The organism is Gordonia amicalis (assembly GCF_022059885.1).
In the GTDB taxonomy this organism is placed as follows: Bacteria; Actinomycetota; Actinomycetes; order Mycobacteriales; family Mycobacteriaceae; genus Gordonia; species Gordonia amicalis.
This window is the reverse complement of the sequence record NZ_CP091855.1, coordinates 459,899-484,503: the sequence shown is the minus strand read 5'-3', so window position 1 is coordinate 484,503 and position 24,605 is coordinate 459,899. Positions and strand designations below refer to the sequence as shown.

Annotated in this window: 24 protein-coding genes; 17 read left to right on the top strand and 7 right to left on the bottom strand. The window is 67.8% G+C overall.

Annotation, left to right across the window (positions count from 1 at the left end; all coding sequences use genetic code 11):
- Positions 1-27 precede the first annotated feature (27 nt).
- Entirely contained in the window at positions 28-846 is an 819-nt protein-coding gene (locus IHQ52_RS02240) for an MBL fold metallo-hydrolase (RefSeq protein WP_006435094.1), read from the top strand.
- Between the two features lie 54 nt (positions 847-900).
- On the opposite strand, the gene IHQ52_RS02235 is transcribed toward IHQ52_RS02240, so the two are convergent.
- Together IHQ52_RS02235 and IHQ52_RS02230 are read right to left on the bottom strand one after the other, a co-directional pair.
- Entirely contained in the window at positions 901-1,575 is a 675-nt protein-coding gene (locus IHQ52_RS02235) for a Crp/Fnr family transcriptional regulator (RefSeq protein WP_005194565.1), read from the bottom strand.
- A gap of 227 nt (positions 1,576-1,802) precedes the next feature.
- Positions 1,803-2,066, bottom strand: a complete 264-nt coding sequence (locus IHQ52_RS02230; RefSeq protein ID WP_096272875.1) for a hypothetical protein — start codon at positions 2,064-2,066, stop codon at positions 1,803-1,805.
- Between the two features lie 236 nt (positions 2,067-2,302).
- Here IHQ52_RS02230 and nth point away from each other — a divergent pair, with 236 nt between their 5' ends.
- From nth to IHQ52_RS02210, 4 genes are read left to right on the top strand one after another with little or no spacing between them, the layout of a single operon-like run.
- Positions 2,303-3,079: an endonuclease III gene (gene nth / locus IHQ52_RS02225; RefSeq protein WP_191834673.1), complete on the top strand. Its 777-nt coding sequence runs from the start codon at positions 2,303-2,305 to the stop codon at positions 3,077-3,079.
- Complete coding sequence (locus tag IHQ52_RS02220) at positions 3,076-3,816, top strand: TlpA family protein disulfide reductase (RefSeq protein ID WP_096272880.1); 741 nt, start codon at positions 3,076-3,078, stop codon at positions 3,814-3,816. The genes nth and IHQ52_RS02220 overlap by 4 nt, the downstream gene beginning before the upstream one ends.
- On the top strand, positions 3,813-4,640 hold the full coding sequence (locus IHQ52_RS02215) for an NUDIX hydrolase (protein ID WP_096272882.1): 828 nt from the start codon (positions 3,813-3,815) through the stop codon (positions 4,638-4,640). The genes IHQ52_RS02220 and IHQ52_RS02215 overlap by 4 nt, the downstream gene beginning before the upstream one ends.
- A complete protein-coding gene (locus tag IHQ52_RS02210) occupies positions 4,640-5,833 on the top strand; it encodes a MarP family serine protease (protein WP_096272883.1) in 1,194 nt (397 codons plus the stop codon). Before IHQ52_RS02215 ends, IHQ52_RS02210 begins: the two co-directional genes overlap by 1 nt.
- Here the strand turns inward: IHQ52_RS02210 and IHQ52_RS02205 are convergent.
- The 3 genes from IHQ52_RS02205 to acs form a co-directional block, all read right to left on the bottom strand.
- Positions 5,748-6,812, bottom strand: coding sequence for an alpha/beta fold hydrolase (locus tag IHQ52_RS02205; RefSeq protein ID WP_096272885.1), 1,065 nt, complete (start codon positions 6,810-6,812; stop codon positions 5,748-5,750). The two genes, IHQ52_RS02210 and IHQ52_RS02205, sit on opposite strands and share 86 nt — an antisense overlap.
- 3 nt (positions 6,813-6,815) lie before the next feature.
- Positions 6,816-7,352: a phage holin family protein gene (locus IHQ52_RS02200; protein ID WP_024499547.1), complete on the bottom strand. Its 537-nt coding sequence runs from the start codon at positions 7,350-7,352 to the stop codon at positions 6,816-6,818.
- Positions 7,353-7,530: 178 nt separating this feature from the next.
- Positions 7,531-9,474 carry an acetate--CoA ligase gene (acs, locus tag IHQ52_RS02195; protein WP_024499546.1) on the bottom strand — a complete coding sequence of 648 codons (1,944 nt, stop codon included), beginning with the start codon at positions 9,472-9,474 and terminating at the stop codon, positions 7,531-7,533.
- Positions 9,475-9,891: 417 nt separating this feature from the next.
- Here acs and IHQ52_RS02190 point away from each other — a divergent pair, with 417 nt between their 5' ends.
- From IHQ52_RS02190 to IHQ52_RS02150, 9 genes are all read left to right on the top strand, one after another.
- The gene (locus tag IHQ52_RS02190; protein ID WP_024499545.1) at positions 9,892-10,647 is read left to right on the top strand and encodes a Fic family protein; all 756 of its coding nucleotides are present in this window, start codon (positions 9,892-9,894) and stop codon (positions 10,645-10,647) included.
- 1,019 nt (positions 10,648-11,666) lie between these two features.
- Entirely contained in the window at positions 11,667-12,725 is a 1,059-nt protein-coding gene (gene ssd / locus IHQ52_RS02185; RefSeq protein WP_024499544.1) for a septum site-determining protein Ssd, read from the top strand.
- On the top strand, positions 12,722-13,960 hold the full coding sequence (locus tag IHQ52_RS02180) for a TadA family conjugal transfer-associated ATPase (protein WP_024499543.1): 1,239 nt from the start codon (positions 12,722-12,724) through the stop codon (positions 13,958-13,960). Before ssd ends, IHQ52_RS02180 begins: the two co-directional genes overlap by 4 nt.
- Complete coding sequence (locus IHQ52_RS02175; protein ID WP_394854768.1) at positions 13,960-14,817, top strand: type II secretion system F family protein; 858 nt, start codon at positions 13,960-13,962, stop codon at positions 14,815-14,817. Before IHQ52_RS02180 ends, IHQ52_RS02175 begins: the two co-directional genes overlap by 1 nt.
- Positions 14,814-15,428, top strand: a complete 615-nt coding sequence (locus tag IHQ52_RS02170; RefSeq protein WP_024499541.1) for a type II secretion system F family protein — start codon at positions 14,814-14,816, stop codon at positions 15,426-15,428. The genes IHQ52_RS02175 and IHQ52_RS02170 overlap by 4 nt, the downstream gene beginning before the upstream one ends.
- 126 nt (positions 15,429-15,554) lie before the next feature.
- The gene (locus tag IHQ52_RS02165; protein ID WP_024499540.1) at positions 15,555-15,929 is read left to right on the top strand and encodes a VOC family protein; all 375 of its coding nucleotides are present in this window, start codon (positions 15,555-15,557) and stop codon (positions 15,927-15,929) included.
- Between the two features lie 193 nt (positions 15,930-16,122).
- Positions 16,123-16,338, top strand: a complete 216-nt coding sequence (locus tag IHQ52_RS02160; RefSeq protein WP_006435079.1) for a DUF4244 domain-containing protein — start codon at positions 16,123-16,125, stop codon at positions 16,336-16,338.
- Positions 16,338-16,739, top strand: coding sequence for a TadE family type IV pilus minor pilin (locus tag IHQ52_RS02155; protein WP_024499539.1), 402 nt, complete (start codon positions 16,338-16,340; stop codon positions 16,737-16,739). Before IHQ52_RS02160 ends, IHQ52_RS02155 begins: the two co-directional genes overlap by 1 nt.
- Positions 16,736-17,107, top strand: coding sequence for an Rv3654c family TadE-like protein (locus IHQ52_RS02150; protein WP_024499538.1), 372 nt, complete (start codon positions 16,736-16,738; stop codon positions 17,105-17,107). Before IHQ52_RS02155 ends, IHQ52_RS02150 begins: the two co-directional genes overlap by 4 nt.
- Before the next feature lie 10 nt (positions 17,108-17,117).
- Here IHQ52_RS02150 and IHQ52_RS02145 read toward each other — a convergent pair whose 3' ends face one another.
- Together IHQ52_RS02145 and IHQ52_RS02140 are read right to left on the bottom strand one after the other, a co-directional pair.
- Positions 17,118-17,669, bottom strand: a complete 552-nt coding sequence (locus IHQ52_RS02145) for a hypothetical protein (protein ID WP_024499537.1) — start codon at positions 17,667-17,669, stop codon at positions 17,118-17,120.
- Positions 17,662-19,989, bottom strand: coding sequence for a DEAD/DEAH box helicase (locus IHQ52_RS02140; protein ID WP_024499536.1), 2,328 nt, complete (start codon positions 19,987-19,989; stop codon positions 17,662-17,664). The genes IHQ52_RS02145 and IHQ52_RS02140 overlap by 8 nt, the downstream gene beginning before the upstream one ends.
- Positions 19,990-20,324: 335 nt before the next feature.
- On the opposite strand from IHQ52_RS02140, the gene IHQ52_RS02135 reads away from it, so the two are divergent.
- The 3 genes from IHQ52_RS02135 to topA all read left to right on the top strand — a co-directional run bounded on the left by IHQ52_RS02135 (position 20,325) and on the right by topA (position 24,536).
- A complete protein-coding gene (locus IHQ52_RS02135; RefSeq protein ID WP_004022110.1) occupies positions 20,325-20,528 on the top strand; it encodes a cold-shock protein in 204 nt (67 codons plus the stop codon).
- A gap of 159 nt (positions 20,529-20,687) precedes the next feature.
- Positions 20,688-21,272 carry a hypothetical protein gene (locus IHQ52_RS02130; RefSeq protein WP_024499535.1) on the top strand — a complete coding sequence of 195 codons (585 nt, stop codon included), beginning with the start codon at positions 20,688-20,690 and terminating at the stop codon, positions 21,270-21,272.
- A gap of 186 nt (positions 21,273-21,458) precedes the next feature.
- Positions 21,459-24,536: a type I DNA topoisomerase gene (gene topA, locus IHQ52_RS02125; RefSeq protein ID WP_024499534.1), complete on the top strand. Its 3,078-nt coding sequence runs from the start codon at positions 21,459-21,461 to the stop codon at positions 24,534-24,536.
- Positions 24,537-24,605: the final 69 nt, after the last annotated feature.

Here is a 24,605-nt window from a genome sequence, read left to right as displayed (position 1 = left end):
CGTCGTCAGTCGATAGGCTCGGACACCATGAGCACCCCGAACGATGACGCCGCCGTCCACCCCGCCTACGGGGTGCTCCGAGAGGTAACCCCCTTCGCGTCGGTCCTGCTGTGCGACAACTCCGGGATGATGGAGCTCGACGGGACCAACACCTACGTGTTGCGCGCACCGGGCAGTGACGAGTGCGTCGTCGTCGATCCCGGTCCACCGAAGTACAAGCACCATGCCCGACGTCTTGCGGAGCTCCCCGTCGCGCTCACCCTGATCACGCACCGGCACTTCGACCACACCGGCGGTGTGGCCCGTCTGCACAAGCGGACGGGTGCACCCGTGCGCGCCCGTCTGGAGAAGTTCTGCCGGAATGCCGATCCCCTGCGCGACCGCGAGGTCATCGAGGTCGCCGGCCTGCGGATCACGGTGCTGCACACGCCCGGACACACCGGGGACTCGGTGAGTTTCCTCGTCGAGCACGAGGACCGGCGTGCGGTGCTCACCGGCGACACCATCCTGGGCAGCGGCACGACCGTGCTCGACCCAAGCGACGGCGGGCTGCGGGACTATCTCAACTCGCTGAACCGGCTCATCGTCGAAGGTGAAGGCGCGGCGCTGCTTCCGGCACATGGCCCCGACCATCCGGATCTCGTGCCGGTCGCCCGGTTCTACAAGACTCATCGCGAGGAGCGGATCGATCAGATCGTCGCCGCCCTCGACGCCATGGGCGTCTCTCCGCACGAGGCCAAGCCGATGAAGGTCGTGCGCCGCGTCTACTCCGACGTCGACAAGAAGCTGTGGCCGGCGGCGCGGATGTCGGTGAAGGCGCAGCTGGAGTACCTGCGCGAGGCCTGAGGCCGAAAGCAAGAGCCGCTCGCTCCCGAAGGAACGAGCGGCTCTTGTGGTTCGTCAGCGTGCGCGACGCGCCAGGCGCTCGGAGTCGGCGATCAGGACGCTCTTGCCCTCGAGGCGCAGCCAGCCGCGCTGGGCGAAGTCGGCGAGTGCCTTGTTCACGGTCTCGCGCGAGGCGCCGACCAGCTGGGCGATCTCTTCCTGGGTCAGGTCATGGGTGACGCGCAGGGCGCCGCCCTCCTGGGTGCCGAAACGCTGCGCGAGCTGCAGGAGCTGCTTCGCGACGCGACCGGGCACGTCGGTGAAGATCAGGTCGGCGAGGTTGTTGTTGGTGCGGCGCAGACGACGGGCCAGCACGCGGAGCAGCTGCTCGGCGATCTCGGGACGATCCTTGATCCACGCGCGCAGGGCGTCACGGTCCATCGACACCGCGCGGACCTCGGTCACCGTCGTCGCCGACGAGGTACGGGGGCCCGGGTCGAAGATGGAGAGCTCACCGAACATGTCCGACGGTCCCATGATCGTCAGCAGGTTCTCTCGGCCGTCGGGTGAACGTCGGCCGACCTTCACCTTGCCGGACATGATGATGTAGAGCCGGTCACCGGGCTCGCCTTCATGGAAGATCACGTGTCCACGAGGGAAATCCACGGGCTGAAGCTGCTTGGTCAGCGCCGCGACGGCAGAGGGCTCGACGCCCTGAAATATGCCTGCCCGCGCCAGTACTTCTTCCACCTAGGGAACCTTTCTCGAAATCTTTGCTACAGCCACGTTGTGAGATCGCGCCCTTGGATACGCTACCCCGCGCACGAGCATATGTGTTGAATGGGTCACTGACGGTGCAATGAGTGTGTGTCTGACCGACGAGATGCCCGGGTTCGGCGATCAGCGGCCGCGATCGGCCGGAGAACACCGCAAAGGACGCGTCCGGGCGGACCGGACGGCGAGTGGGGGGCGGTGGATCAGCTGGCTCGCTTTGGCGAGGCGGCGTGATCGGCGGTCGCCGGTTCGTGGCCGGGGAAGCGGTGGGGCCGAAGTTCGTGGAGTGCGGCGGGTGCGGGATCGCGAGGCGGCTTACCGGCGTTCTGGGACCCCGTGCGGTCGATGAATTCGTCGACGTCGTCGTTGGAGACGGACACGCGGTCGATCCGGGCCTGCACCTTGTCCATGCCCATGGCGAAGAGCATGAGTACCGCCGGGAACAGCAGTGCTGCGAGACCATGCATGGGGACAAGTAAACACAATCGGCCGCGCAGAATCCTCATCGGATGGGACGACGTCACTGACTTGTTACCTGACCGTAGGTTGTGTCCCTCATCCCGGCCCGTCGAGCCACGTAGCTCACACCGGCGCCGTGATGAGGTCCCTGACCTGGGGTGATGCTGCCGGACCCACGGTTCGGCGCGACCGTCGTGGGCCGTGATGAGCGGAGTTCGCCCAGCACATCGCTAACCTGAATCACGTGAGCGCACGGAAGGCTGCGTCGGTGGGTCAGGCCCCGGCACGCAAGCAGGAGACCCCCCTCGGGTTGGTCCGACGCGCGCGACGGATGAACCGCACCCTCAAGATCGCGTTTCCGCACGTCTACTGCGAACTCGACTTCACCAACCCACTCGAGCTGTCGGTGGCCACGATCCTGTCGGCGCAGTGCACCGACGTGCGGGTCAACCAGACCACCCCGGCGCTGTTCGCGAAGTACCGCACCGCCCGCGACTACGCCGAGGCCGACCGCACCGAACTCGAGGAGATGATCCGCTCCACCGGCTTCTACCGGAACAAGGCGAATGCGATCATCGGACTCGGCCAGGCCCTCGTCGAGCGCTACGACGGCGAGGTCCCCAACAACCTGAAGGACCTGGTGTCGCTACCCGGCTTCGGCCGCAAGACGGCCAACGTCGTCCTGGGCAATGCGTTCGGGATCCCCGGCATCACCGTCGACACGCACTTCGGTCGACTCGTCCGGCGCTGGCAGTGGACCGAGGAAGAGGACCCGGTGAAGGTCGAGCACGCCGTCGGCGAGCTGATCGAGCGCAGGGAGTGGACCGACCTGTCACACCGCGTGATCTTCCACGGCCGTCGTGTGTGCCATGCCCGCAAACCGGCCTGTGGCGTGTGCATCCTCGCCAAGGACTGCCCCGCGGTGGGCACGGGTCCGATGGACAAGGCCGAGGCCGCCGCGCTGGTCAAGGGTCCGGAGACCGACCACCTGCTCCGACTGGCGGGACTCGCCGCGCCGTGAACGACAACACCCCCGCACCGGCGACTCCTCAGCCCGCCGATTCCTCTCCGAGCCTCATGCCACCGGCCTCCCGCTTCCCGGCCGCAGCGCGCTGGACCCTCGTCTTCGTCATCGTGATGGTCGCGCTCATCGTCGCGATCTGGCCCCGCGGTGAGGCCCCGTCGCCGACCACCGGCGCACCGCCGTCGGTCAGCGGTGTCCGGCCCTTGGACGCGCCGGTCGACGAGGCGCGCGTGGCGAAGGCACGCACCGACGCGGCGCTCGCCGACTGCCCGGTCACCGGACTGCCGGAGAGCCCGGGTTCGGTCCTGGCCGGGATCGTCGAACCGTGTCTGGGGACCGGCGCGCCGTACGACATCGGCGCAGCCACCGCGGGCAAGCCCCTCGTCATCAACGTGTGGGCGCAATGGTGCGGACCCTGCAAGACCGAGTTGCCCTACTTCGAGGAATTCGCGGCCCGCGCCGGCGACCGCGTCACGGTGCTGGCACTCCATGCCAAGGAGGGCGGGACCAACCCGTTCTTCCCGCTGACACTGCTCACCGAGATCGGAGTTCGCTTGCCGTCCGTGCTCGATCCCGACGGCCGGGTGGCCGCCGCCATCACCGCGCCGCGAGTCTTCCCGTCGACCGTCTTCCTGCGTCCCGACGGCTCGATCGCCAAGGTGTATCCCGGGGTGTTCGACAGTCCGCAGGAGATCGCCGACGCGGTCGAGGAGTACCTGGACGTGACGGTATGAACGATCACCCGCACGTCGGCCCGCTCGTCCATCACGACGAGATCCCGCCGTGGTTGCATCCGCTGACCAGCGACGTCGCCGCCGTCTCCGAGAGCGTCAACAATCGTGGTGGGGACCGCACGCGATGGGCCCAGTTGTTCATCCGTGATCGTCGCGCGGCTGCGGTCCTCGTGCTGTTCTCCGGTTCCTGGGAGGCCGCCGACGACCATCCCGGCGGCGTTCCGGCCGACGCCGAGGTGCTGCTGACCGAACGCGCGTCGACGCTTCGTCAGCACAGCGGGCAGGTCGCGTTCCCCGGTGGTGCCGCCGATCCGGGTGACGACTTCCCGGTCGGCACCGCACTGCGCGAGGCCCGCGAGGAGACGGGACTCGATGCATCGGGCGTGCACATCCTGGCCAGCCTGCCGACCTTTCCGGTTCCACCGTCGGGCTTCGACGTGGTGCCGGTCATCGGCTGGTGGCACGAGCCGAGTGAGGTCCGCGTCGTCGACCCGGGCGAGACCGCCCGCGTCGACCGCATCAACCTGCGTGAGCTCCTCGCACCCGAGAACCGCTTCCAGGTGCGTCGCTCGGTGATGGGTGGTCGCCTCTATCAGGGGCCGGCCTTCTTCGTCGACGGTCTGCTGGTCTGGGGTTTCACCGGCGGACTCATCGCGGCCATCAGCGAGGCATCCGGGTGGGACAGGCCCTGGGACAAGAACGACATCCGGCCGCTCGACGAGATGATCGAACGCGCCGGCAACCGTCAGGAATCGGGATTCAGCGCCGTCCATCCGCGCGGGATGGTCGACCCGGACACCCATGGCGAACCGGGTGCGGGCTGATGACGGGCTCCACCTGGGTCGATGTCATCGTCATCGTCATCGCGCTCCTCGCGGCGATCAGCGGTTACCGATCCGGTGCCGTCGCCTCAGCGCTGGCGTTCATCGGCGTTGCGCTGGGTGCGGTGGCCGGGTTGTTGCTGGCCCCACATCTGATCGAGCGGTTCGACGACCTGCAGGTTCGTGTACTCGTCGGGATCCTCGTCCTCGTCGTGCTGGTGGTCATCGGTGAGGTGGCCGGCACGGTGCTGGGTCGCGCCGCACGTGGCGGCATCCGGTCGCCTGGGCTGCGGGCCATCGACAGCGGCGTCGGTTCGATACTCCAGGTGGTGGCCGTTCTCCTCGCGGCGGGATTGCTCGCGATCCCCTTGCGCGGTTCCGCCGACCCGGCGATCGCCGGCGCGGTGCGCGACTCCAAGATCCTGACCGGCGTCGAGGTGCTGTCGCCGCAGTGGGTCAACGATCTGCCCGGCGATTTCAAGGCCCTCCTCGACAGTTCGGGGCTGCCCAAGTTCCCGTTCGTGAGCTCGCCGTCGACCAACGTCGACCCTCCTGACCCGGCACTGGCCGGCCTACCTGTGGTCCGCCAGGCAAGGCCGAGCGTCGTCAAGATCGAAGGTGTCGCACCCAGTTGCCGTCAGGCCCTCGAGGGCAGCGGCTTCGTCGTCTCACCCGAGCGTGTGATGACCAATGCCCACGTCGTGGCCGGGACCGAGCGTCTGGAGGTGGAGACCTCGACCGGGGCCCGGTTGCCCGCGAAGGCCGTCCTCTTCGACAGCGACAACGACATCGCCGTCCTCGATGTCCCGGGCCTGCGGGCCCCCGCCCTGAAGTTCGCCTCACGGCCCGCATCGACCGGCGACGACGCCATCGCGCTCGGCTTCCCGGAGGCCGGCCCGTTCTACATCAGTCCGCTGCGGGTGCGGTCGGCGTTCATGCACACCGGTGACGACATCTACCGGACCGGCCAGGTCACGCGTGAGGTCTATGCGGTCCGCGGTTCGATCCGGCAGGGCAATTCCGGTGGGCCGTTGCTGAACTCAGACGGTGAGGTGCTCGGCGTCGTGTTCGGTGCGGCGGAGAACGCGGCCGACGAGACCGGCTTCGTGCTCACCGCCCGTCAGGTGCGTGCCGACTTCGACGAATCCGAGCGGCGAAGCGATCGGGTGAGTACCAAGAGGTGCGTGCTGGCCTGATCCGCCGGGCTTTCTTCGCGGCGACGTCGTTGGTCGCTTCCGGTTTCGTACGGAGGAAGTCGAGGATCGCCTCGGTCACCGCCGCGGGCTGTTCCTGGTGCACGAAGTGTCCGCTGCCCTCGAGCTGCCGGTAGGTCTGGTGCGCCGCCCACCGATGGCCGTCGGCCATGGCGTCGTTCAGTATGTACGGGTCGTCGCGGCCGCGTAGCGCGAGTACCGGCAGATGCAGCCGCTGGTCCATGAGCTCCATGAAACGCATTCCGTCGGGCCGGAACTGGGAGCGGAACGCCCAGCGCCGGTACTCCAGACTGCAATGCGCGACATACGGGATCAGCATCGCCGACCGGTTCAGTTCGACGGTCTGCGCGTAGTCGGGTTCGGCGCGCCAGGCCGGCGACGACCGCTGTGCGAAGTAGTCGGCGATGAACGCCGCGTCGTCCCGCGTGACCTGCCGCTCTCCGAGGCGCGGGATCTGGTTGCGCAGGAAGGGCTTCAGGAATTGTGATCGCTGCGCCCGGTCACGTAGCGCGCGCCGGCGCAGTGCCCGCGGGTGAGGCGAGGCGAGGACGACGATCCGGTCGACGACGCGGGGATGCAGGGTCGCTGTCGCCCAGCAGACCAGGCCGCCGTCGGAGTGCCCGATGAGTGTCGCACTGGTGTGTCCGAGAGCTCGGACGAGACCGTTGGTGTCGCCGGCCAGGGTCCAGCCGTCGTAGCCGCGCGGTGGCTTGTCGGTGTCGCCATAGCCGCGCAGGTCGACTGCGACGGCCCGGAAGCCGGCCGCGCTGAGTGCTCTCAGCTGATGTCGCCAGCTCCACCAGAACTCGCCGAAGCCGTGCAGCAGCAGTATGAGCGGCCGGTCGCCGGTGGGGAGCCCCGCCGGTTCGACTGCGTGGAACCGGACACCGTTGGCGCGGACGTCGAGGTGCTCCCAGTCGCCGGGAAGACGAACGCTCGAGGGGTCAGGTGCCTCGCTCAATGCTCAGCCCTCGCGGGCGGAAGGAATCCTCGGATGCGCCGGGGCCTGCGAATGGTCGGAGCCGCGGTTGGGCAGCACGGAGGACAGCTCGTTGACGGACTCCATCGTCTTCTTCGGGCCACGGACCTTCTTGAAGAAGATGTACCCGACGAGGGCTGCGACGCAGGTGACCACGACCAGGATCAGGAAGACGATGAGGAACGCCAGCCAGCGCCACACGAACTCGTCGAGCAGTTCGGCCAGGAAGAAAAAGAAGAAGAAGCTGGAGTACAGCGCCATCACGCCGGCGACGATCAGCAGACCCGTTCCCGCGCCCGCCTTCTTGGCCTCACCGACGAGTTCGGCCTTGGCCAGGGCGACTTCGGACCGGAACAGCGTCGAGACACTCGCGGTGGCGTCCTTGACCAGGCTCCCGATACTCGGCTCACCGTTCGGGCCGGCGTTCGCGTCGGACAGTGGGATCGAGGGGACGGAGTCCCGGGGGATCGACGGGACGGAGTCCCGGCCCGCTTCGGGCAGGCCGTGCTCGTTGGGGCTCACAGAATCCTCCGTTGTTCGGCTGATGCCATATGTTGCCATGCGTGGGCTCGCGAGGTGGCGGCCCACCCGGCGAGGCGTCGATGAAGTGGCCCGGAACGCGCGATGCGCCACCGGTGAGGCGTTCACCGGTGGCGCATCGACGCTGTCCGTTCCCTCGTGGAGTGAGCGTCTCGAAGGATCAGGCCTTCTTCGCCCGGATCGCCTCGAAGACCGCAGGATCGACGAGCGTCGAGGTGTCGCCGAGCTCGCGGCCCTCGGCGACATCCTTGAGCAGGCGACGCATGATCTTGCCCGATCGCGTCTTGGGCAGCTCCGGCACGACGTTGATCTCGCGCGGCTTGGCGATCGGGGAGATCTCCACCGACACCTGCTGGCGCAGCTCGGCGATCAGCTCGTCGCCGGTGTTCTCGACGCCCTCCCGGAGGATGACGAAGGCGACGATGCCCTGTCCGGTGGTCTCGTCGGCGGCGCCGATGACCGCGGCCTCGGCCACGCCGGAGTGGCCGACGAGGGCCGACTCGACCTCTGCGGTCGAGATGCGGTGGCCGGACACGTTCATCACGTCGTCCACGCGGCCGAGGACCCAGAGGGCGTGGTCCTCGTCGTAGCGGGCACCGTCACCGGCGAAGTACCAGCCCTGGTCGGCGAATCGGGACCAGTAGGTCTCGCGGAAACGCTCCTCGTCACCCCAGATGCCGCGCAGCATCGCCGGCCACGGCTGATCGAGGACGAGGTAGCCCTGCTCGCCTGCGCTGACGGGCTTGCCCGCGTCGTCGACGATGTTCGCGCTGATGCCGGGCAGCGGTTTCATCGCCGAGCCGGGCTTGGTCTCGGTCACACCGGGCAGCGGCGAGATCATGATCGCGCCGGTCTCGGTCTGCCACCAGGTGTCGACGATCGGTGCCTTGCCGCCCCCGATGACCTGGCGGAACCACTTCCACGCCTCGGGATTGATCGGCTCGCCGACGCTGCCGAGGAGGCGGATCGACGACAGATCGTGGGCTTCGGGGATCTGCTGGCCCCACTTCATGAACGTGCGGATCAGGGTCGGGGCGATGTAGTAGATGGTGACGCCGTACTTCTCGATGATCTCGAAGTGGCGGTGCTCGTTGGGCGAGTTGGGGGTGCCCTCGTAGACGACCTCGGTGGCGCCGTTGGAGAGCGGGCCGTAGACGAGGTACGAGTGGCCGGTCACCCAGCCGATGTCGGCGCCACACCAGAAGACGTCCCGGCTTTCCTTGTGGTCGAAGACGTAGTGGAAGGTGTAGCTCACCTGGGTCAGGTAGCCGCCGGAGGAGTGGACGATGCCCTTGGGCTTGCCGGTGGTGCCCGAGGTGTAGAGCAGGAACAGCGGATGCTCGGAGTCGAACGCCTCCGGCTCGTGGACGTCGGACTGCTGGTCGACGGTGTCCTCCCACCACACGTCGCGGCCCTCGACCCAGTTCAGGTCGGGGTCGTGGTCGGTGCGACGGACGACGAGGACCTTCTCGACCGACTTCGCGGCGTCGACGCCGGTGCCCAGCGCCTCGTCGACGTGGGTCTTGAGGGGAGCGGGCTCACCGCGGCGGTACTGGCCGTCGGTGGTGATGACGAGCTTGGCCTCGGCGTCGTCGACGCGGGAGCGCAACGCGCCCGACGAGAAGCCGGCGAACACCACCGAGTGGGTGAGTCCGAGACGCGCACACGCGAGCATCGAGATCAGGGCCTCGGGAACCATCGGCATGTAGATGGCGACGCGGTCGCCGGCCTCCAGGCCGATCGAGGCGAAGTAGTTCGCGGCCTTGCTGACCTCGGCCAGCAGCTGGCTGTAGGTGAGGTCGCGGGTGTCGCCGGGTTCGCCGACCCAGTGGATGGCGACACGATCACCCTTACCTGCGGCGACGTGCCGGTCCACGCAGTTGACCGAGACATTGAGCTTGCCGCCGACGAACCACTTGGCGAACGGGGCGTCCGACCAGTCGAGGGTGTCGGTGAAGTCGGTGGCCCAATCGAGACGGCGTGCCTGTTCCGCCCAGAATTCGAGTCGGTCGGCGTCTGCACGGGCGTAGATCTCGGCGGAGGCATTGGCCTGCGCGGCGAACTCCTCGGACGGCGGGTACGCCTGGACGGTGGTGGAAGACATCGGTGAAATGAGCCTTTCGCTTCTCGACGGCGGGTCAACCCACAGTAAAAGGTGACCCGGCGGGATGACGGATCGCTGATGTGAGCGTAGTCACGTCAGGTTGCAACCGGGTACCGGTGCTCCGCCGAGCGTGATCGATTCGCGATGAGCGGCGGCTCCGCCGCGATGAGCGGTCGCCCGTGATTGTGCAGAAAGCGTCGGTGTGGCCCGTGAGGACCCCACGGGAATGGGTTAGGACAAATGTCCGAAACCGTCACTAACAATAAGCGCGCTGATGGTTCGGCGCAGCCACTCGATGTGGTTTCGGTTTTGTCGGTCGGTTGAACCACTTCCGTCGCGAGCCGATCGTCATGGCCTCGGGGCTCCGGAATCGGGTCCCGGGAACACGCGATGTGTTCGCGCAACTATCGTCGGGGCGTGACCAACGATCCTCTGGCCCCGCTACTGGACCTTCCGGGCGTGGCCGATGCGGCGGACCGGGCGCGTGACGCGTTGTCCGCGGTGCACCGGCACCCCGCCAACCTGCGCGGATGGGACAAGACGGCCACCGAGGCGTCGTGGCGTGCCGGTCGTTCGTCGGCCGCGATCGACGGGGGAAGTGTCGAACTCCGACGCGACGGGGACTTCGACGATCCGATTCTCGCCGGCGCGATGCGTGTGTCCCAGGCGCTCGACGGGGAATCCCTCGAGATCCTGACCGGCGTGGTCCGACGCGCCCCTGCTCAGGCGCTTGCGCGGCTACACACACTGGCGGCGGCTGACCTGGTCGAGCATCCCGATCAGCTCGGCCGACCGCGCGCTGAGACGGATGTTGCAGAACGTCTCGACCTGTTGGGGCAGTTGATAACCGGTGCGACATCTGTGCCGGCGCCGGTGCTCACCGCGGTGGTGCACGGGGAGCTTCTCGGGCTCGAACCGTTCCCCACGGCCAACGGCGTGGTCGCACGTGCCGCGTCGAGGCTGGTCGGTGCGGCGACCGGACTCGACCCCCACTGTCTGGGCGTCCCGGAGGTCACCTGGTTCAAGCGAGTGGCGGAGTATCGGTCGCTGTCCGCGGCGTTCGCCTCGGGCAGTCCGGACGGACTGCGGGACTGGCTCGTGTTCTGCTGCGAGGCGCTCGAAGCCGGTGCGGCGGAGGCGAAGTCGATTGCAGATGCGGCCCGGGCGGGGTAATACGTTCCGGCCCCGGACAGCACTGCGGGCGGCCTCCCTGTCGTTACCGACGAGGTTGCCGCCCGCGTAGCACGGACTCAAGTTACCAAGCGTGCTTGGTGGGTTGTGGTCACCGCCTCGGCGAGGGAACGCGAGTCAGGCCGCCCGAACCGTCCACGTGCTGCCATCTCAGGGCCGTTCTCCCCGGGCTGTCTACCGTCGGGGGAAGGCTGTGGCGCATCAAGTGTGGCGATCGTTTCTCCTGGTCGCGATTTCGCAGGCGCACAACGCTTTTGCCTCTATGCGGCGTGCTCCGCGTGGGTACTTGCCGCCCGTGCTGGGAAGTGCTCGGCTTGGGGGCTCGGTCCTTCTCTTCCGGATCGGGCTTGGCCTTCCGAACTTCCGTACCACTGTTGTACACCGTGATCGCGGTCACATCAAGTGATCGGTGTCCAAATGTTGATCGACTTCTCCGAATCGGCGGGAAGTGCTGCAGGGCAGCGCATTCGGAACTCCGAAGGCCGGCAATCGACGCTCTCTGCGTGTTCGGGTAGCGCGTCGTGCGGGAGCCCTCGAGCTGCTGGCGGAGGCTGGTTCGTCATGACGATCGGGGCGGCCCAGGCCGCCCGCGACGCCAATCGGCGTCGTGGTGCGTCCGGAATTCACCGACTGCAATCTTCCTTGAGGAAATGCGATCGGTGCCGTGGCCGGTATTGCCGTCGTGGGGTCCGGCAGAGCAGAACGGACATTTGCGAAATGGGATTGTTGTACTTGCAAAGAATCCGAATCCGTGTGTATAGTCGTCGGTACCCGGTTCTGATACCGGCGCCTTTCAGCCCGACCCCCCGGGGCTGAAACGCGACAACCCCGGCCTCCTCCCCCCCTGGCCGGGGTTGTCTTCTATTTAGGGGTCGGCAGCCTGAGATCAGTTGTACCCCGCCCGTCCGTGATGCTGTGGATTCGATCCACAGCATGCTCGGTATCTCCACAGGTGCAGGCAACGCCGTCTGATGGAGCCTTCTCCGCGTCAACATCGACGCATGCCCGATGACTTGCTCGTTCTCGTCGACCCGGACCTGCACGACGACGTCGCGCGCTGCGCGGCGGCCGCCGGTTACCGAACAGTGTTCGGTCGAGCCGACGACTGTCGCCGGGAGTGGCTCACCGCCCGGGCGGTGGTTGCCGATCCGGCCGCGATCGCGGTCCTCTCCCTCATTCATCCGCCGCGTCGCGACGGACTGATCCTGGTCAGCGCCGACGAACCACAGACCGACACCTGGCGATTGGCGATGGACCTCGGCGCGACCGACGCGGCCGCGTTGCCGTCCGGCGAGAGTCGCCTGGTCAGGGCGTTGACGGAGGTGCGCGTGCCACGACGCCGGCCTGCCGGGGTCGTGGCGGTCATCGGCGCGCACGGCGGTGCAGGTGCGTCGACGCTGGCCGCCGCGGTGGCTCTCACCAGCGTCGGGCGGGGAGCCCCCACCCTGCTGCTCGATCTCGACGAGGTCGCGCCGGGCGCGGACCTCCTGCTCGGGATCGAGCAGCGTCCGGGACTGCGCTGGCAGGACCTCACCCTCGACGGCGGGGTCGTCGGTGGAACGGCACTGCACCACGCCCTCCCCCGTGCGGAGAGCGGTCTCGCGGTGTTGACCTCCGAGCGTCTCCCGACCCACGGACCGGGAGCGGATGCGGTTGCCGCGGTCATCGACGCAGGTCAGACCCATGGAGATCTGGTAGTGCTCGATCTTCCTCGCGCCGATACCCCCGTCGTCCGCACGGCGATCGCGTCGGCGGATCTCGTCGTGCTGGTCTCGGCGCCCTCGGTCGGTGGTTGCGCCGCGGCGCGGCGTGTCGTCGGCCGTCTCATCGGTGACGAGGTCGCCGTCGAACTGGTGATCCGAGGTCCGTCGCCGGGCGGGTTACGCCCCGCCCAGGTCGCCGACGCGATCGGTGTGCCGCTGATCGCTGCATTCCGGCCGGACCCGCGTCTCCCGGTCCGACTCGAGGGCGGACCGCTGCGTGTTCGACCCCGCAGCCCGCTCGGTCGTGCCGCCCGCGCCGTCCACACGAGAGTCGCCGGGCAGGGGAGGGCGGCGTGACACCGGAACGCACCGACGACGACCTGCTCGAACGCGTCCGGTCTCGCCTGGCCGCGGACGCCGCCGACCCGAGTCCCGCGGTCATCGCCGAGGCGATTCGCGCCGAAGCCGGCGGCGTACTCGGCGACACCGACCTGCTCGCGGCACTCCGCTTCCTCCAGACCGAACTCACCGGCGCCGGCAAACTCGAGGCCCTCCTCGCTGAACCCGACATCGCGGACATCCTCGTCGCCGGACCCGACGACGTGTGGGTCGACCGTGGCCGTGGACTCGAGACGACGACGATCCGTTTTCCCGACGAGGCATCGGTCCGCCGTCTGGCGGGGCGTCTCGCGTTGAGTGCCGGGCGTCGCCTCGACGACGCCCAACCGTGGGTCGACGGGCAGTTGTCGAATGTCGGCCGCCGCGGATACACAGTCCGTCTACACGCGATCATCCCGCCGCTCGCCGCCGACGGGACCTGTATCTCGCTGAGGGTGTTGCGGTCGGCATCGAAGGACCTGCCGAGTCTGATCGACAGCGGCACGATCCCGGCGGAGGTGGTCGGGATGATCGGGGAGATCTTGCGTCACCGCTTCTCGTTTCTGGTCATCGGCGGTACGGGATCCGGTAAGACGACGCTGCTCAACGCCTTGATCGGTGCGATGGATCCCCGTGAGCGCGTCGTGTGTGTCGAAGACGCCCTCGAACTCGCGCCTCGGCACCCTCAAGTGGTGCGGCTGGTGGCGCGCGCGGCGAATGTCGAGGGGGTGGGTGAGGTTCCGGTGCGGGCACTCGTCCGGCAGGCGCTCCGGATGCGACCCGACCGGATCGTCGTGGGGGAGGTGCGCGGCGGCGAGGTCATCGACTTGCTCACCGCACTCAACACCGGACACGACGGCAGCGCCGGTACGGTGCACGCGAACTCGACTTCTGAGGTACCCGCGCGGATGGAAGCCCTTGCCGCACTGGGTGGGATGGGCCGGGACGCGCTGCACAGCCAGTTGGGGGCAGCCCTGCAGATGGTGCTCGGCGTCTCGCGCAGGGCCGACGGGTCGCGCGGGCTGGTCGAGATCGGCGTCGTACGGCGAGCCCCTGACGGACGGATCGACATTGTTCCGATCTGGTTGCGCGACAGCGGTTTCACCGATCATCGGTACCTCTTCGACGCGATGCTCGCGAGTCATCGCCGACTCGACGACGACAACAACCACGAGCTCGGGGACGAGTCCGCGTCGCGGCGGCTGTCGGCATGATGTCGATTCCACCGCTGACCCCGCTGCTGGCCGCCCTCGGGTTCGGTGTCCTGCTGTGGTCACCACCGCCCGCTGGTCGGCGTCTGCGGGTGGTCGTCGGGCGATCCCGCACCGCCCGGTCGTCGAACCCGGCGGTGCTGCTCGCCGTAGGTGCACCGGCCGCGGTCGTGGTGGTCGGTGGGTTACCGGCTGCGGTCGCGGCTGCGATCGTGGTGGCCGTCGTGGTGTGGATTCGACGACGCCGGCTGGCGGAGAAGAAGTTCGATCGTCAGCTCGACGATCTGCTGCTGGCGCTGTCTCTGATGATCGCGGAGCTCTCCGTCGGAGCACCTCCGGTCCACGCCTGCGAGGTCGCCGCCGCCGAACTACGCCGGCGCACGGTCGGCGACCCTCGGGGCTGTTCGGAGATCGCCGACGGGCTCGAGGCGATGGCGTCTCGCGCGTCGCTCGGCGGGTCGGCGATCGAGGGAGGGGAGCCGGATCCGGAAACGACGCCGGGTTCGGAGGTCGGTTCGGGGGCTGCGTCGTGGCGTCGGATCGGAGTCGCCTGGCAGACCGCGGAACAGTACGGCCTGCCGATGGTCGACATGCTGGCCGCGTTGCGATCCGACCTCCGGTCACGCCGGGGATTCGCCGACCGCACACGTGCGGGTTTGTCGGGACCCCGCGCGACCGCCATGGTGCTGGCCGGGCTGCCCCTGCTCGGGATCGCATTGGGTCAGGCGACCGGCGCGGGTCCGATCCAGGTGCTCCTCGGCGGTGGTCTCGGCGGCATCCTGCTGGTGGCCGGGACGGTCTTGGCCGCGGCCGGAGTCGCTTGGTCCGAACGGATCACCGGAAAGGTGCTGGCTCGGTGACCGCAGTGGCAGTCGCAGTGGCGTCGCTGGCTGCAGGGCTGATGATCTGGCCCGGACCGCGCTGGAGGCTGTACCGCGTCATCGACCCACCGCCGGGCCCCGACCGCTCCCCGCGGTGGTTGGGTGCCGGTCCGCCGCGCGAGGACCCCTTCGCCGTGGCGTCCGCCCTCGACCTCTTCGCCGTATGCCTGCGCGCCGGACTGCCGGTGGGAGTCGCGGCCGCCGTCGTCGCCGGTCGTGCCCCGCCGTCGCTCGCTCGGCCACTCACGCGCGTCGCCGACCTCCTCCAGCTCGGCGCCGATCCGGACGCGGCATGGTCGGCGTTGCTCGACGCCGATCCCGCCCCGAAGGCCTCGGGCGACGACCATCTCGATGCCCTCGCCGCCCTGGCCAGGCGATCGGCTCGAGCCGGTTCATCGCTGGCGGGCGGACTCGCGGAACTGGCCGACGACGTTCGACGCCGCGCGCACGACGATGCTCTGGCCGCGGCGGAACGAGCGGGCGTCGCGATCAGCGGCCCGCTCGGATTGTGCTTCCTGCCGGCGTTCATCTGTCTCGGGATCGTGCCGGTGGTGGTGGGTCTGGCGTCGACGGTCCTGGGCGCGTTCTGACGTCGTCGAGCAAACCCACCATTTTTCGACAGATCCTCTACCTCCGATGGGGGTGGATATTCCATCCGTGGTGGGTTTGCGCGCAGAGCGCTCACATCTGTCGGTGCCCGCGAGCACACTGGGGACATGGCGGACAACGGACATCGACATCACGCGATCGACTACGTCGAGCTGACGGTCACCGACATGACGGCGGCGCGCAGGTTCTACGGCGATGCATTCGGCTGGGACTTCAACGATTACGGCCCCGGCTACGCGGGAATCGTCGGACCGGGCGGGGCCGGTTCGCCTGAGGCAGGTGGTCTCGCGCTCGGTGATTCGGCGCCCGCCCGAGGCGGCCCGCTGGTTCTTCTGTATTCCGAGGACCTCGACGCCACGGTGGAGAAGGTGCGTGCGGCGGGTGGCGAAATCGTCAACGGTCCGTACGACTTTCCGGGCGGCCGCCGTTTCCACTTCACCGACCCGAGCGGCAACGAGCTGGGTGTCTGGTCGTCGGCCTGATCGTCCGTCCGGGCGAGATGCGTTCCGCCGTCGAGTAAACCCACCATTTTTCGGCAGATCCACCCCCAGGGGTCGTGAGTAGCTCCATTCGTGGTGAGTTTGCGGGAGCCGGAAATCGGTGGATCCGATTGGACGCCTGATGCGTCCAAGTAGGTGCAGGGCCGGATGGCCGACTGACTCGACAGGAGAACTCATGAACCACAACCTTTCTCGAATCTTCGACCGTGCCGGTGCGCACGCCACGCGCCTCATCACCGACGAGGACGGCATGTCCACGGCGGAATACGCCATCGGAACGATCGCTGCAGCGGCGTTCGGAGCGATCCTTTACACGGTGATCACCGGCGACAACATCGTCAGTGCGTTGACGGGCATCATCGGGAAGGCGCTCAACACCTCGGTGGGCTGATGCGCCTGCGTGAGTTGAGGATTCGTCTGGCTCGGATCGGTCGGGACGAGTCCGGGATGGCGACCGTCGAGGCGGCGTACGCGATCGCCGCGCTCGTGGTCGCGGTGCTGCTGGCCGTCGGTGCGATCGGTGGCGTGACGGCTCAGATCCGCTGCACCGACGCCGCGCGCGAGGCAGCACGGTTGACTGCGGCAGGCGACGATTCGGCGGGTGAGGTCGCGAAGCGCATGGCGGGGGAGGGGGCGGTGGTGACAGTCTCGGTCCAGGGTGAGCGGGTCGTCGCTCGGGTGCGCACCTCTGTGGCGTTGCTGCCCGGGCTGGCGGTGTCGGCGCAGGCCGTCGCCGCGAAGGAACCGCGAGGGGAGGATCACGTGGTCTTCGCACCGGGCGTCGAACCATGAGAGCCGTCGGCGGGGTGGCGTCCGACGACCAGGGCAATGCTACGGTGCTGGGCGCGTTCGCGATCGCCGCTCTCGCAGCGGTTCTGATCATGGTGATCTACGTCGGTGCCGCCGTGCTCGCCCGTCACCGTGCCCAGGCGGCCGCTGACCTGTCCGCTCTGGCGGCGGCCGCTGATCACGTCGCGGGGGAGTCCGACCCGTGCGCGGCTGCCCGCACACTGGCTGCAACGCAACGTCCGTCCGCCGAGGTGGTCTCGTGCCGCATCGACGGCGAGGACGTGCTGGTGTCGGTCCGTGTCCCGGTCGATCTGGGCAGGTTCGGGATGCGATCGGCCGGTGCTTCCGCGCGGGCCGGGCCGGTCGGGTAGCAGCCTGGGGCTAGCTCCGACTGTCCTCGTCGACGACAATCCGCTTCGGATAGACCCGCACCGATTGCATGGGGGCGAACCACAATTGGTGGAAGTGCACATCGGTGTCGCCGCGGTAGGCGAGCTCGAAGGCATCGGTCCCGGTGTTCACGGGGATCCACGGCCGCACCGCCCGGACGAACGACGACCAGTGGATCAGTTCGCCCTCGGTCAAGAACCCGCCCGCGGACGCCCAGGTTTCACCGGACTGTGCGTCGGAGGAGGCGAGATACACCTCACCGAGCGAGGGCGTGATCCGCGGGCCGATCATCGCGGTCTGCAGATACCACTGGGCGGTGGTCACCACAGGGGTGAAGCCGCCGGAGCGGGCCGCGCACCACCCGTAGTGAAGGTCGAGGGCGTCGAGTGCCGCCTCCTCGGAGAAGAACACATCGCTTTCACCGATCGAGGACGGCAGGTTGTCGGTGTTCTGGGTTGGACGCGCCAGCAGGAAGAAGGCGCGCGACGGCCGGGTCACCAGCCGCCTCATTCCGATCCCCCCGTCGGATGCCTCGTCATGCATGAGCCAAGTATTGCCGAGACAACAGGTCGAGGACGGCTACTGCGCCATCTTTGTCCAGCGGATCATTACCGTTGCCACACTTGGGGCTCTGCACACAAGACGGGCATCCGCTCTCGCATCCGCAGCTCGCGACCGCGTCCCGGGTGGCGTTGATCCAGGTGAGGAAGGCGGAGTGCCCCCGCTCAGCAAAGCCCGCCCCACCCATGTACCCGTCGTAGACGAAGACCGTCGGCAATCCGGTGTCGGGATGGAGGTCGGTGGACACGCCGCCGATGTCCCAGCGGTCGCAGGTCGCCACGAGTGGGAGCAGGCCGATGGCGGCGTGCTCGGCCGCATGCAGCGAGCCGGGGAGTCGTGTCTCGTCGATCCCGGCCTCGGCCAGCACCTCCGGCGTGAGTGTGTACATGACCGCCCGGGTGTGCAGGGTCTGCTCGGGCATGTCGAGCTCGACGGCGTCGAGCACCTCACCGGTCCGCAGCGTACGGAGGTACCCGACCACCTGATGCGTGACGTCGACCTCCACGAAGGCAACGGTCAAGGGGCCGAACCGTCGGCTCTCCAGGGTCGAGGTGATCGAGATGTCGGTGGTCTCGCGCGCCGACGTGGTCCAGTCGGGGTCCTCCGGATGGGCCAGGGCCAGACCGTCATCGAGGTCGAGTTCGTCGACGAGGTACGTCTCGCCCTGATGGATGTGCACCGCCCCGGGATGCACCGTCGACATCGCGCGCCCGGTGTCGACGGTGCCCAGGACCTGCGAGGTCGTGGTGTCGACGATCAGGACCTGTCCGCCGATGCCGCCCCGGATGTCGACCTCGGCGTGTGGTTCGATGCCGGCGGCGACGTACCAGCCCGACTTCCGTTTGCGCAGTAACCCTTCCGCCGCCAGATCCTCGGCCACCGGACGCGCCTCCCAGGCGTCGACCTCCGCTTCCGACAGCGGCTTCTCCGCAGCGGCACACAACAGGTGCGGGCCGAGGATGTACGGGTTCGCCGGGTCGGTGACGGTGGCCTCGACCGGCTTGCCGAGCAGCGAGTCGGGATGGTGCACGAGGTAGGTGTCGAGCGGATCGTCGCGGGCGACCAGCACCACGAGCGAATCACCGGACTCACGCTGCCGTCCGGCCCTGCCCGCCTGCTGCCAGAACGACGCGACCGTGCCGGGATAGCCGCTGACGATCACCGCGTCCAATCCGCTGATGTCGACGCCCAATTCGAGTGCGTTGGTGGTCGCGACCCCGAGGAGTTCGCCATCGGTGATCGCTTTCTCGAGCTTGCGGCGGTCATCGGCGAGATAACCGGCCCGGTACGACCCGACCCTCGACTCGAGTTCGGGCGCACTCTGCGACAAGAGGTTCCGCGCGGACAACGCAGTCAGTTCGACCCCGCGGCGACTCCGTGCGAAGCACAGTGTCCGCGCTCCCTCGATGACGAAATCGGCCAGCAGGCGCGCGGATTCGGCTCCCGCGGAGCGCCTGACCGGTGCGCCGTTCTCACCGGTCACCACCGGCAGGAAGTCTGGTTCCCACAAGGCGACGGTACGTTCACCGCGCGGCGAACCGTCGTCGGTCACCGCGACCGCGGGCTCACCGATCAAGCGGCCCAGGGCCTCCGCGGGTCGCGCGACCGTCGCGCTGGCACCGATCACCGTCGGATTGGCTCCGGCCGCGCGGGCGATGCGGAGGAGCCTGCGCATCACGAGGGCGGTGTGTGAGCCGAAGACGCCCCGGTAGTGGTGGCATTCGTCGACGACGATGAAGCGGAGATTGCGGAAGAACTGACGCCACCGGGCGTGATGGGAGAGGATGCCGATGTGCAGCATGTCGGGGTTGGTGAAGATCCAGCGTGAGTGCACGCGCGCCCACTGCCGGATCTCGGGGTCGGTGTCCCCGTCGTAGGCGCAGGGCTGCAGGTGCCCGAACTCGGGCCGTCCGGCGATGACCGACGACACCGCCCGGATCTGGTCCGCGCCCAGTGCTTTCGTCGGAGCCAGATATAGCGCTGTCGAATTCCTGTCATTCAGCAGAGTCGAAAGAATCGGCATTTGGTAAGACAGCGATTTACCCGATGCGGTGCCGGTGCAAATGGCAACGTGATTTCCACGAAATGCTTCGTCGGCGGCTCGGGCCTGATGAGTCCAGACACGTTCGATGCCGTTCTCCGCGTAGGCGTCGAGCAGAGCTTTCGGTACCCACTCCGGCCAGTCGGCGAAAGCCGCAGGGCGCGACGGGATTACCGACAGGTGGGTGAGTGGGGACTGGTCGGGGTCGGCGCCCGCGAGGGACCTCGCGAGGAGGTCTGTCCCGAATGTGGAGTACTGCATTTTATGGAGGAAACTCTTCGAATTGGTGTCGCCGCGGGAGGTCTGGGGAGGTCGGGATGTTACCGACGGATGTCGTTGTGCTGAAGTTTGGCGAGGTTTTTGCTCATCTTGGTTGATGCGACTATCGCAACTGGGCCGGACATGATTGACTGGGTGCGGCCGCAGCTTTCGCAACCCGTCGAGGCGGGCGACAAGCGTGTTGCAGCCGTGGTACTGAGGTTAGTTTGGCGGATCGAAGCAGATCTTCGCGGGGCTCTTTGAGGTATGGCGGTCAACCGGCCACGACGTGATGACCCATCGCGTCGCGACAGTTGATATGTAAAGGATTGCAAGACATGGCACAGGGAACTGTGAAGTGGTTCAACGCGGAAAAGGGCTTCGGCTTCATCGCGCCTGACGAAGGCTCCGACGACGTGTTCGTCCACTACTCCGAGATCCAGGGATCCGGTTTCCGCACCCTCGAGGAGAACCAGCGGGTGGAGTTCGAGGTCGGCCAGGGCACCAAGGGCCCGCAGGCCACCGGCGTTCGCGCGGTCTGAGACCACCTGCGCAACTGCACACGCAGGTTGCCGACAACCGCTCCCGTCTCGATCATCGAGCCGGGGGCGGTTTGCTGTCCGGGGGTATGTGGGCCCCGACGCGAACCGCCGCCGCCGGAAAGGCCGGTTTCCGGGCCCCCGACCACCTAACCTCGATCTGTGGGCCAGTTGTCGTTTTTCTCCGCGGAGACCGAGGAGCCCGCGTACTCCGATCTCGCGGGTCTGCTCGCGACGCACGGACAGGCTGTCCGATCGGATTCCGGTACGCGGGTATCGATCGTCGTCCGTGATCGCTGGCGTGCGGAGCAGATCGTCGAAGAGATGCAGGCGTCAGGTCTGCACGCGGAGGTCACCACGTCCGATGAGGGCACCCCGCTGGCTCGCACCGCGTCGTGCAACGAGCTCGACGCCCTCCACGGCGCCTGGTCGGCCGGTGCGGTCAAGGCGATGCCGGCCGGCTGGATCCCGTCGTACCGGGCGCTGCGACTCTGGGTGATCGCCTCTGGCCACTCCGACGCGGGGCGCTACCAGCTGGGTCTGGACCCACACGCCCCCGATACCCACGCGGCACTGGCGACCGCCCTGATGCGAGTCGGAATCGCGCCCACGCTCGTCGGGACGCGGGGCCACTCACCTGCACTTCGCATCGCCGGGCACCGGCGGCTCGTCCGTCTGCACGAGTATGTCGGTCCTCCGCCCAATGCCGCCGCTGTGCCGGATTGGCCACCTGCGGACGAACATTAGCGATCTCATCGATATCTTTCTGACCTGGGAAAACCGTCCGTGGAAGCGCGGAATCGGTCACATTTGGCGTTGCGGCACGGAATTCAGATGTGCAAACGGCGCTATACATAAGGTACAAACCCATCGAACACACCTGTTCGACAAGCAGGCAGTAGTTCTCCACCCAGTCAAACGAAGGACGCCCCGGTGGCCGAGACCAGCACCGCATCCCGCTCTAGTGGGGGAATCCGACGACTCGTGATCGTCGAGTCCCCTACCAAGGCGCGCAAGATCGCCGGTTACCTCGGCTCCAACTACGTCGTGGAGTCGTCCCGGGGCCACATCCGCGACCTGCCGCGCGGTGCAGCCGACGTACCCGCCAAGTACAAGGGCCAGCCCTGGGCCCGCCTCGGTGTGAACGTCGACGACAACTTCGAACCCCTCTACGTCGTCTCGCCGGACAAGAAGACCACCGTCAGCGAATTGAAGTCGCTGATGAAGGACGTCGACGAGCTCTACCTCGCCACGGACGGTGACCGCGAGGGGGAGGCCATCGCGTGGCACCTCCTCGAGACGCTCAAGCCGAAGATCCCGGTCAAGCGGATGGTGTTCCACGAGATCACCGAACCCGCCATCCGGGCGGCCGCCGAAAACCCCCGTGACCTCGACATCGACCTGGTCGACGCCCAGGAAACCCGCCGCATCCTCGACCGCCTCTACGGCTACGAGGTGTCGCCGGTGCTGTGGAAGAAGGTCATGCCGAAGCTGTCGGCCGGCCGCGTGCAGTCCGTCGCGACACGCATCATCGTCGAACGTGAACGTGAGCGCATGGCGTTCGTGTCCGCCGAGTACTGGGACATCTCCGCGACGATGGACGCGGGCGCCGATGCCAGCCCCTCGACGTTCAAGGCGCGACTGGTCAACGTCGACGAGGCGCGCGTCGCCACCGGCCGTGACTTCGAGGCGACCGGTGAGCTGAGGAAGTCCGACGGCGTCGTCGTCCTCGATGCCGACCGCGCCGAGAGCCTGGCAGCAGGCCTGCGCGGCGCCGCCATGACGGTGACGTCGGTCGAGGAGAAGCCCTACACGCGTCGCCCGTATGCGCCGTTCATGACGTCGACGCTGCAGCAGGAGGCCGGCCGCAAGCTGCGGTTCACCTCGGACCGCACCATGCGCATCGCGCAGCGGCTGTACGAGAACGGCTTCATCACCTACATGCGTACCGACTCGACGAGCCTGAGCGAGTCGGCGATCAACGCCGCCCGTGCCCAGGCCCGCGAGCTGTACGGCGACAATTTCGTCCACCCGACGCCGCGTCAGTACACCCGTAAGGTCAAGAACGCGCAGGAGGCCCACGAGGCGATCCGTCCCGCGGGCGAGACCTTCCGTACCCCCGGACAGGTCGCCGGACAGCTCGAGGCCGACGAGTTCCGTCTCTACGAGCTCATCTGGCAGCGCACCGTCGCCTCGCAGATGGCCGACGCCAAGGGCACCACGCTGAGCCTGCGGATCGCGGGTACGGCGTCCTCCGGAGAGCGTGCGACCTTCGCCGCGTCGGGCCGCACCATCACGTTCCCCGGCTTCCTGTCGGCCTACGTCGAGACCGTCGACGAGCAGACCGGCGGCCAGGCCGACGACGCCGAGAACCGGCTGCCGCAGCTGACCGAGGGACAGTCGCTCACCGCGATCGAGCTCACCGCCGACGGCCACTCGACCAACCCGCCCGCCCGGTTCACCGAGGCGTCGCTGGTCAAGGTGCTCGAAGAGCTGGGCATCGGCCGTCCGTCGACCTATGCCTCGATCATCGGCACCATCCAGGACCGCGGCTACGTCGTGAAGAAGGGCAACGCCCTCGTCCCGTCGTGGATCGCCTTCGCGGTGGTCGGGTTGCTCGAGGCGTACTTCGAGAGCCTCGTCGACTACGACTTCACCGCGACCCTCGAGGACGACCTCGACCAGATCGCCACCGGCAACGAGAACCGCACGAAATGGCTGTCGGAGTTCTACTTCGGAGACGAGCGGTCCGGTGACGCCGAAGCACGCTCCGCGCACTCGGCCATCGCCCAGTACGGCGGACTCAAGAAGCTCGTCGGCGTCAATCTCGAGGAGATCGACGCACGACAGGTCAACTCGATCCGGCTCTTCGACGACGAGGAGGGCCGTCCGATCTACGTGCGCGTCGGCCGCTTCGGTCCGTATCTCGAGCGCGACGTCAACGCGAACAAGAAGACCGACGCCGACGCGGAACCCGATCTGCAGCGCGCCAACCTGCCCGCCGACATCACCCCCGACGAGCTGACCCTGGCCGTCGCGGAGAAGCTGTTCGCGACGCCCCAGGAGGGTCGCACACTGGGCGTCGACCCGGTGACCGGCCACGAGATCGTCGCCAAGGAGGGGCGCTTCGGCCCCTACGTGACCGAGATCCTGCCGTCCGACGAGGATGACGACGACGGCGAGGCCCCGATCACCATCCCCGCGGGCCCGACACCGCGCGACGGCGGGTCCCCCGGAGCAGGCGGCAGCGATGCCGGCGACGCCGATGTCGTCCCGCTGGACTCCCCGGGCGGCGGCACCACCACGAAGACCAAACCGGCAGCGAAGAAGGTCGCCAAGAAGGCGGCGAAGAAGGCCGGTCCCAAGCCGCGCACCGGTTCGCTGTTCAAGTCGATGGACATCTCGACGGTCACCCTCGACGAGGCGCTGAAGCTGTTGTCGCTGCCGCGGGTCGTCGGCGTCGACCCGGAGTCCGGTGACGAGATCACCGCACAGAACGGTCGCTATGGGCCGTACCTCAAGAAGGGGTCCGATTCGCGGTCTCTCGGAAGCGAGGAACAACTCTTCGAGATCACCCTCGACGAGGCGCTCAAAATCTACTCCGAGCCCAAGCGTCGTGGACGGCAGGCCGCCGCGCCGCCGCTGCGCGAGCTGGGCAAGGACGACGAGGTCAGCGGCAAGCCGATGGTCATCAAGGACGGTCGCTTCGGCCCGTACGTGACCGACGGCGAGACCAACGCCAGCCTGCGCAAGGGCGACGAGGTCGACTCGATCACGCCTGAACGTGCGATGGAGCTCCTCGCCGATCGGCGTGCCCGTGGCCCGGCCAAGAAGGCGGCGAAGAAGGCTGCCAAGAAGGCACCGGCCAAGAAGGCTGCGAAGAAGACAGCCGCCAAGAAGACCACCGCCAAGAAGACCACCGCGAAGAAGGCTGCCGCGAAGAAGACGACAGCCAAGAAGACCGCTGCCAAGAAGACCGCTGCCAAGAAAGCCGAGTCGTCGGAGGACTGACGCCAGCCCCTCGTGACATCCCTGCGTAAGCTCCGAGGCGTCTCGGGGAGCGCGGGGCGGGCTACCCGA

Excerpts from the sequence above, each read along its gene's own strand:
- IHQ52_RS02240 (WP_006435094.1), top strand. The coding sequence starts at position 28 with ATGAGCACCCCGAACGATGACGCCGCCGTCCACCCCGCCTACGGGGTG.
- IHQ52_RS02230 (WP_096272875.1), bottom strand. The coding sequence starts at position 2,066 with ATGCATGGTCTCGCAGCACTGCTGTTCCCGGCGGTACTCATGCTCTTC.
- IHQ52_RS02215 (WP_096272882.1), top strand. The coding sequence starts at position 3,813 with ATGAACGATCACCCGCACGTCGGCCCGCTCGTCCATCACGACGAGATC.
- IHQ52_RS02210 (WP_096272883.1), top strand. The coding sequence starts at position 4,640 with ATGACGGGCTCCACCTGGGTCGATGTCATCGTCATCGTCATCGCGCTC.
- acs (WP_024499546.1), bottom strand. The coding sequence starts at position 9,474 with ATGTCTTCCACCACCGTCCAGGCGTACCCGCCGTCCGAGGAGTTCGCC.
- ssd (WP_024499544.1), top strand. The coding sequence starts at position 11,667 with ATGCCCGATGACTTGCTCGTTCTCGTCGACCCGGACCTGCACGACGAC.
- IHQ52_RS02175 (WP_394854768.1), top strand. The coding sequence starts at position 13,960 with ATGTCGATTCCACCGCTGACCCCGCTGCTGGCCGCCCTCGGGTTCGGT.
- IHQ52_RS02165 (WP_024499540.1), top strand. The coding sequence starts at position 15,555 with ATGGCGGACAACGGACATCGACATCACGCGATCGACTACGTCGAGCTG.
- IHQ52_RS02160 (WP_006435079.1), top strand. The coding sequence starts at position 16,123 with ATGAACCACAACCTTTCTCGAATCTTCGACCGTGCCGGTGCGCACGCC.
- IHQ52_RS02155 (WP_024499539.1), top strand. The coding sequence starts at position 16,338 with ATGCGCCTGCGTGAGTTGAGGATTCGTCTGGCTCGGATCGGTCGGGAC.
- IHQ52_RS02150 (WP_024499538.1), top strand. The coding sequence starts at position 16,736 with ATGAGAGCCGTCGGCGGGGTGGCGTCCGACGACCAGGGCAATGCTACG.
- IHQ52_RS02145 (WP_024499537.1), bottom strand. The coding sequence starts at position 17,669 with ATGCATGACGAGGCATCCGACGGGGGGATCGGAATGAGGCGGCTGGTG.
- IHQ52_RS02140 (WP_024499536.1), bottom strand. The coding sequence starts at position 19,989 with ATGCAGTACTCCACATTCGGGACAGACCTCCTCGCGAGGTCCCTCGCG.
- IHQ52_RS02135 (WP_004022110.1), top strand. The coding sequence starts at position 20,325 with ATGGCACAGGGAACTGTGAAGTGGTTCAACGCGGAAAAGGGCTTCGGC.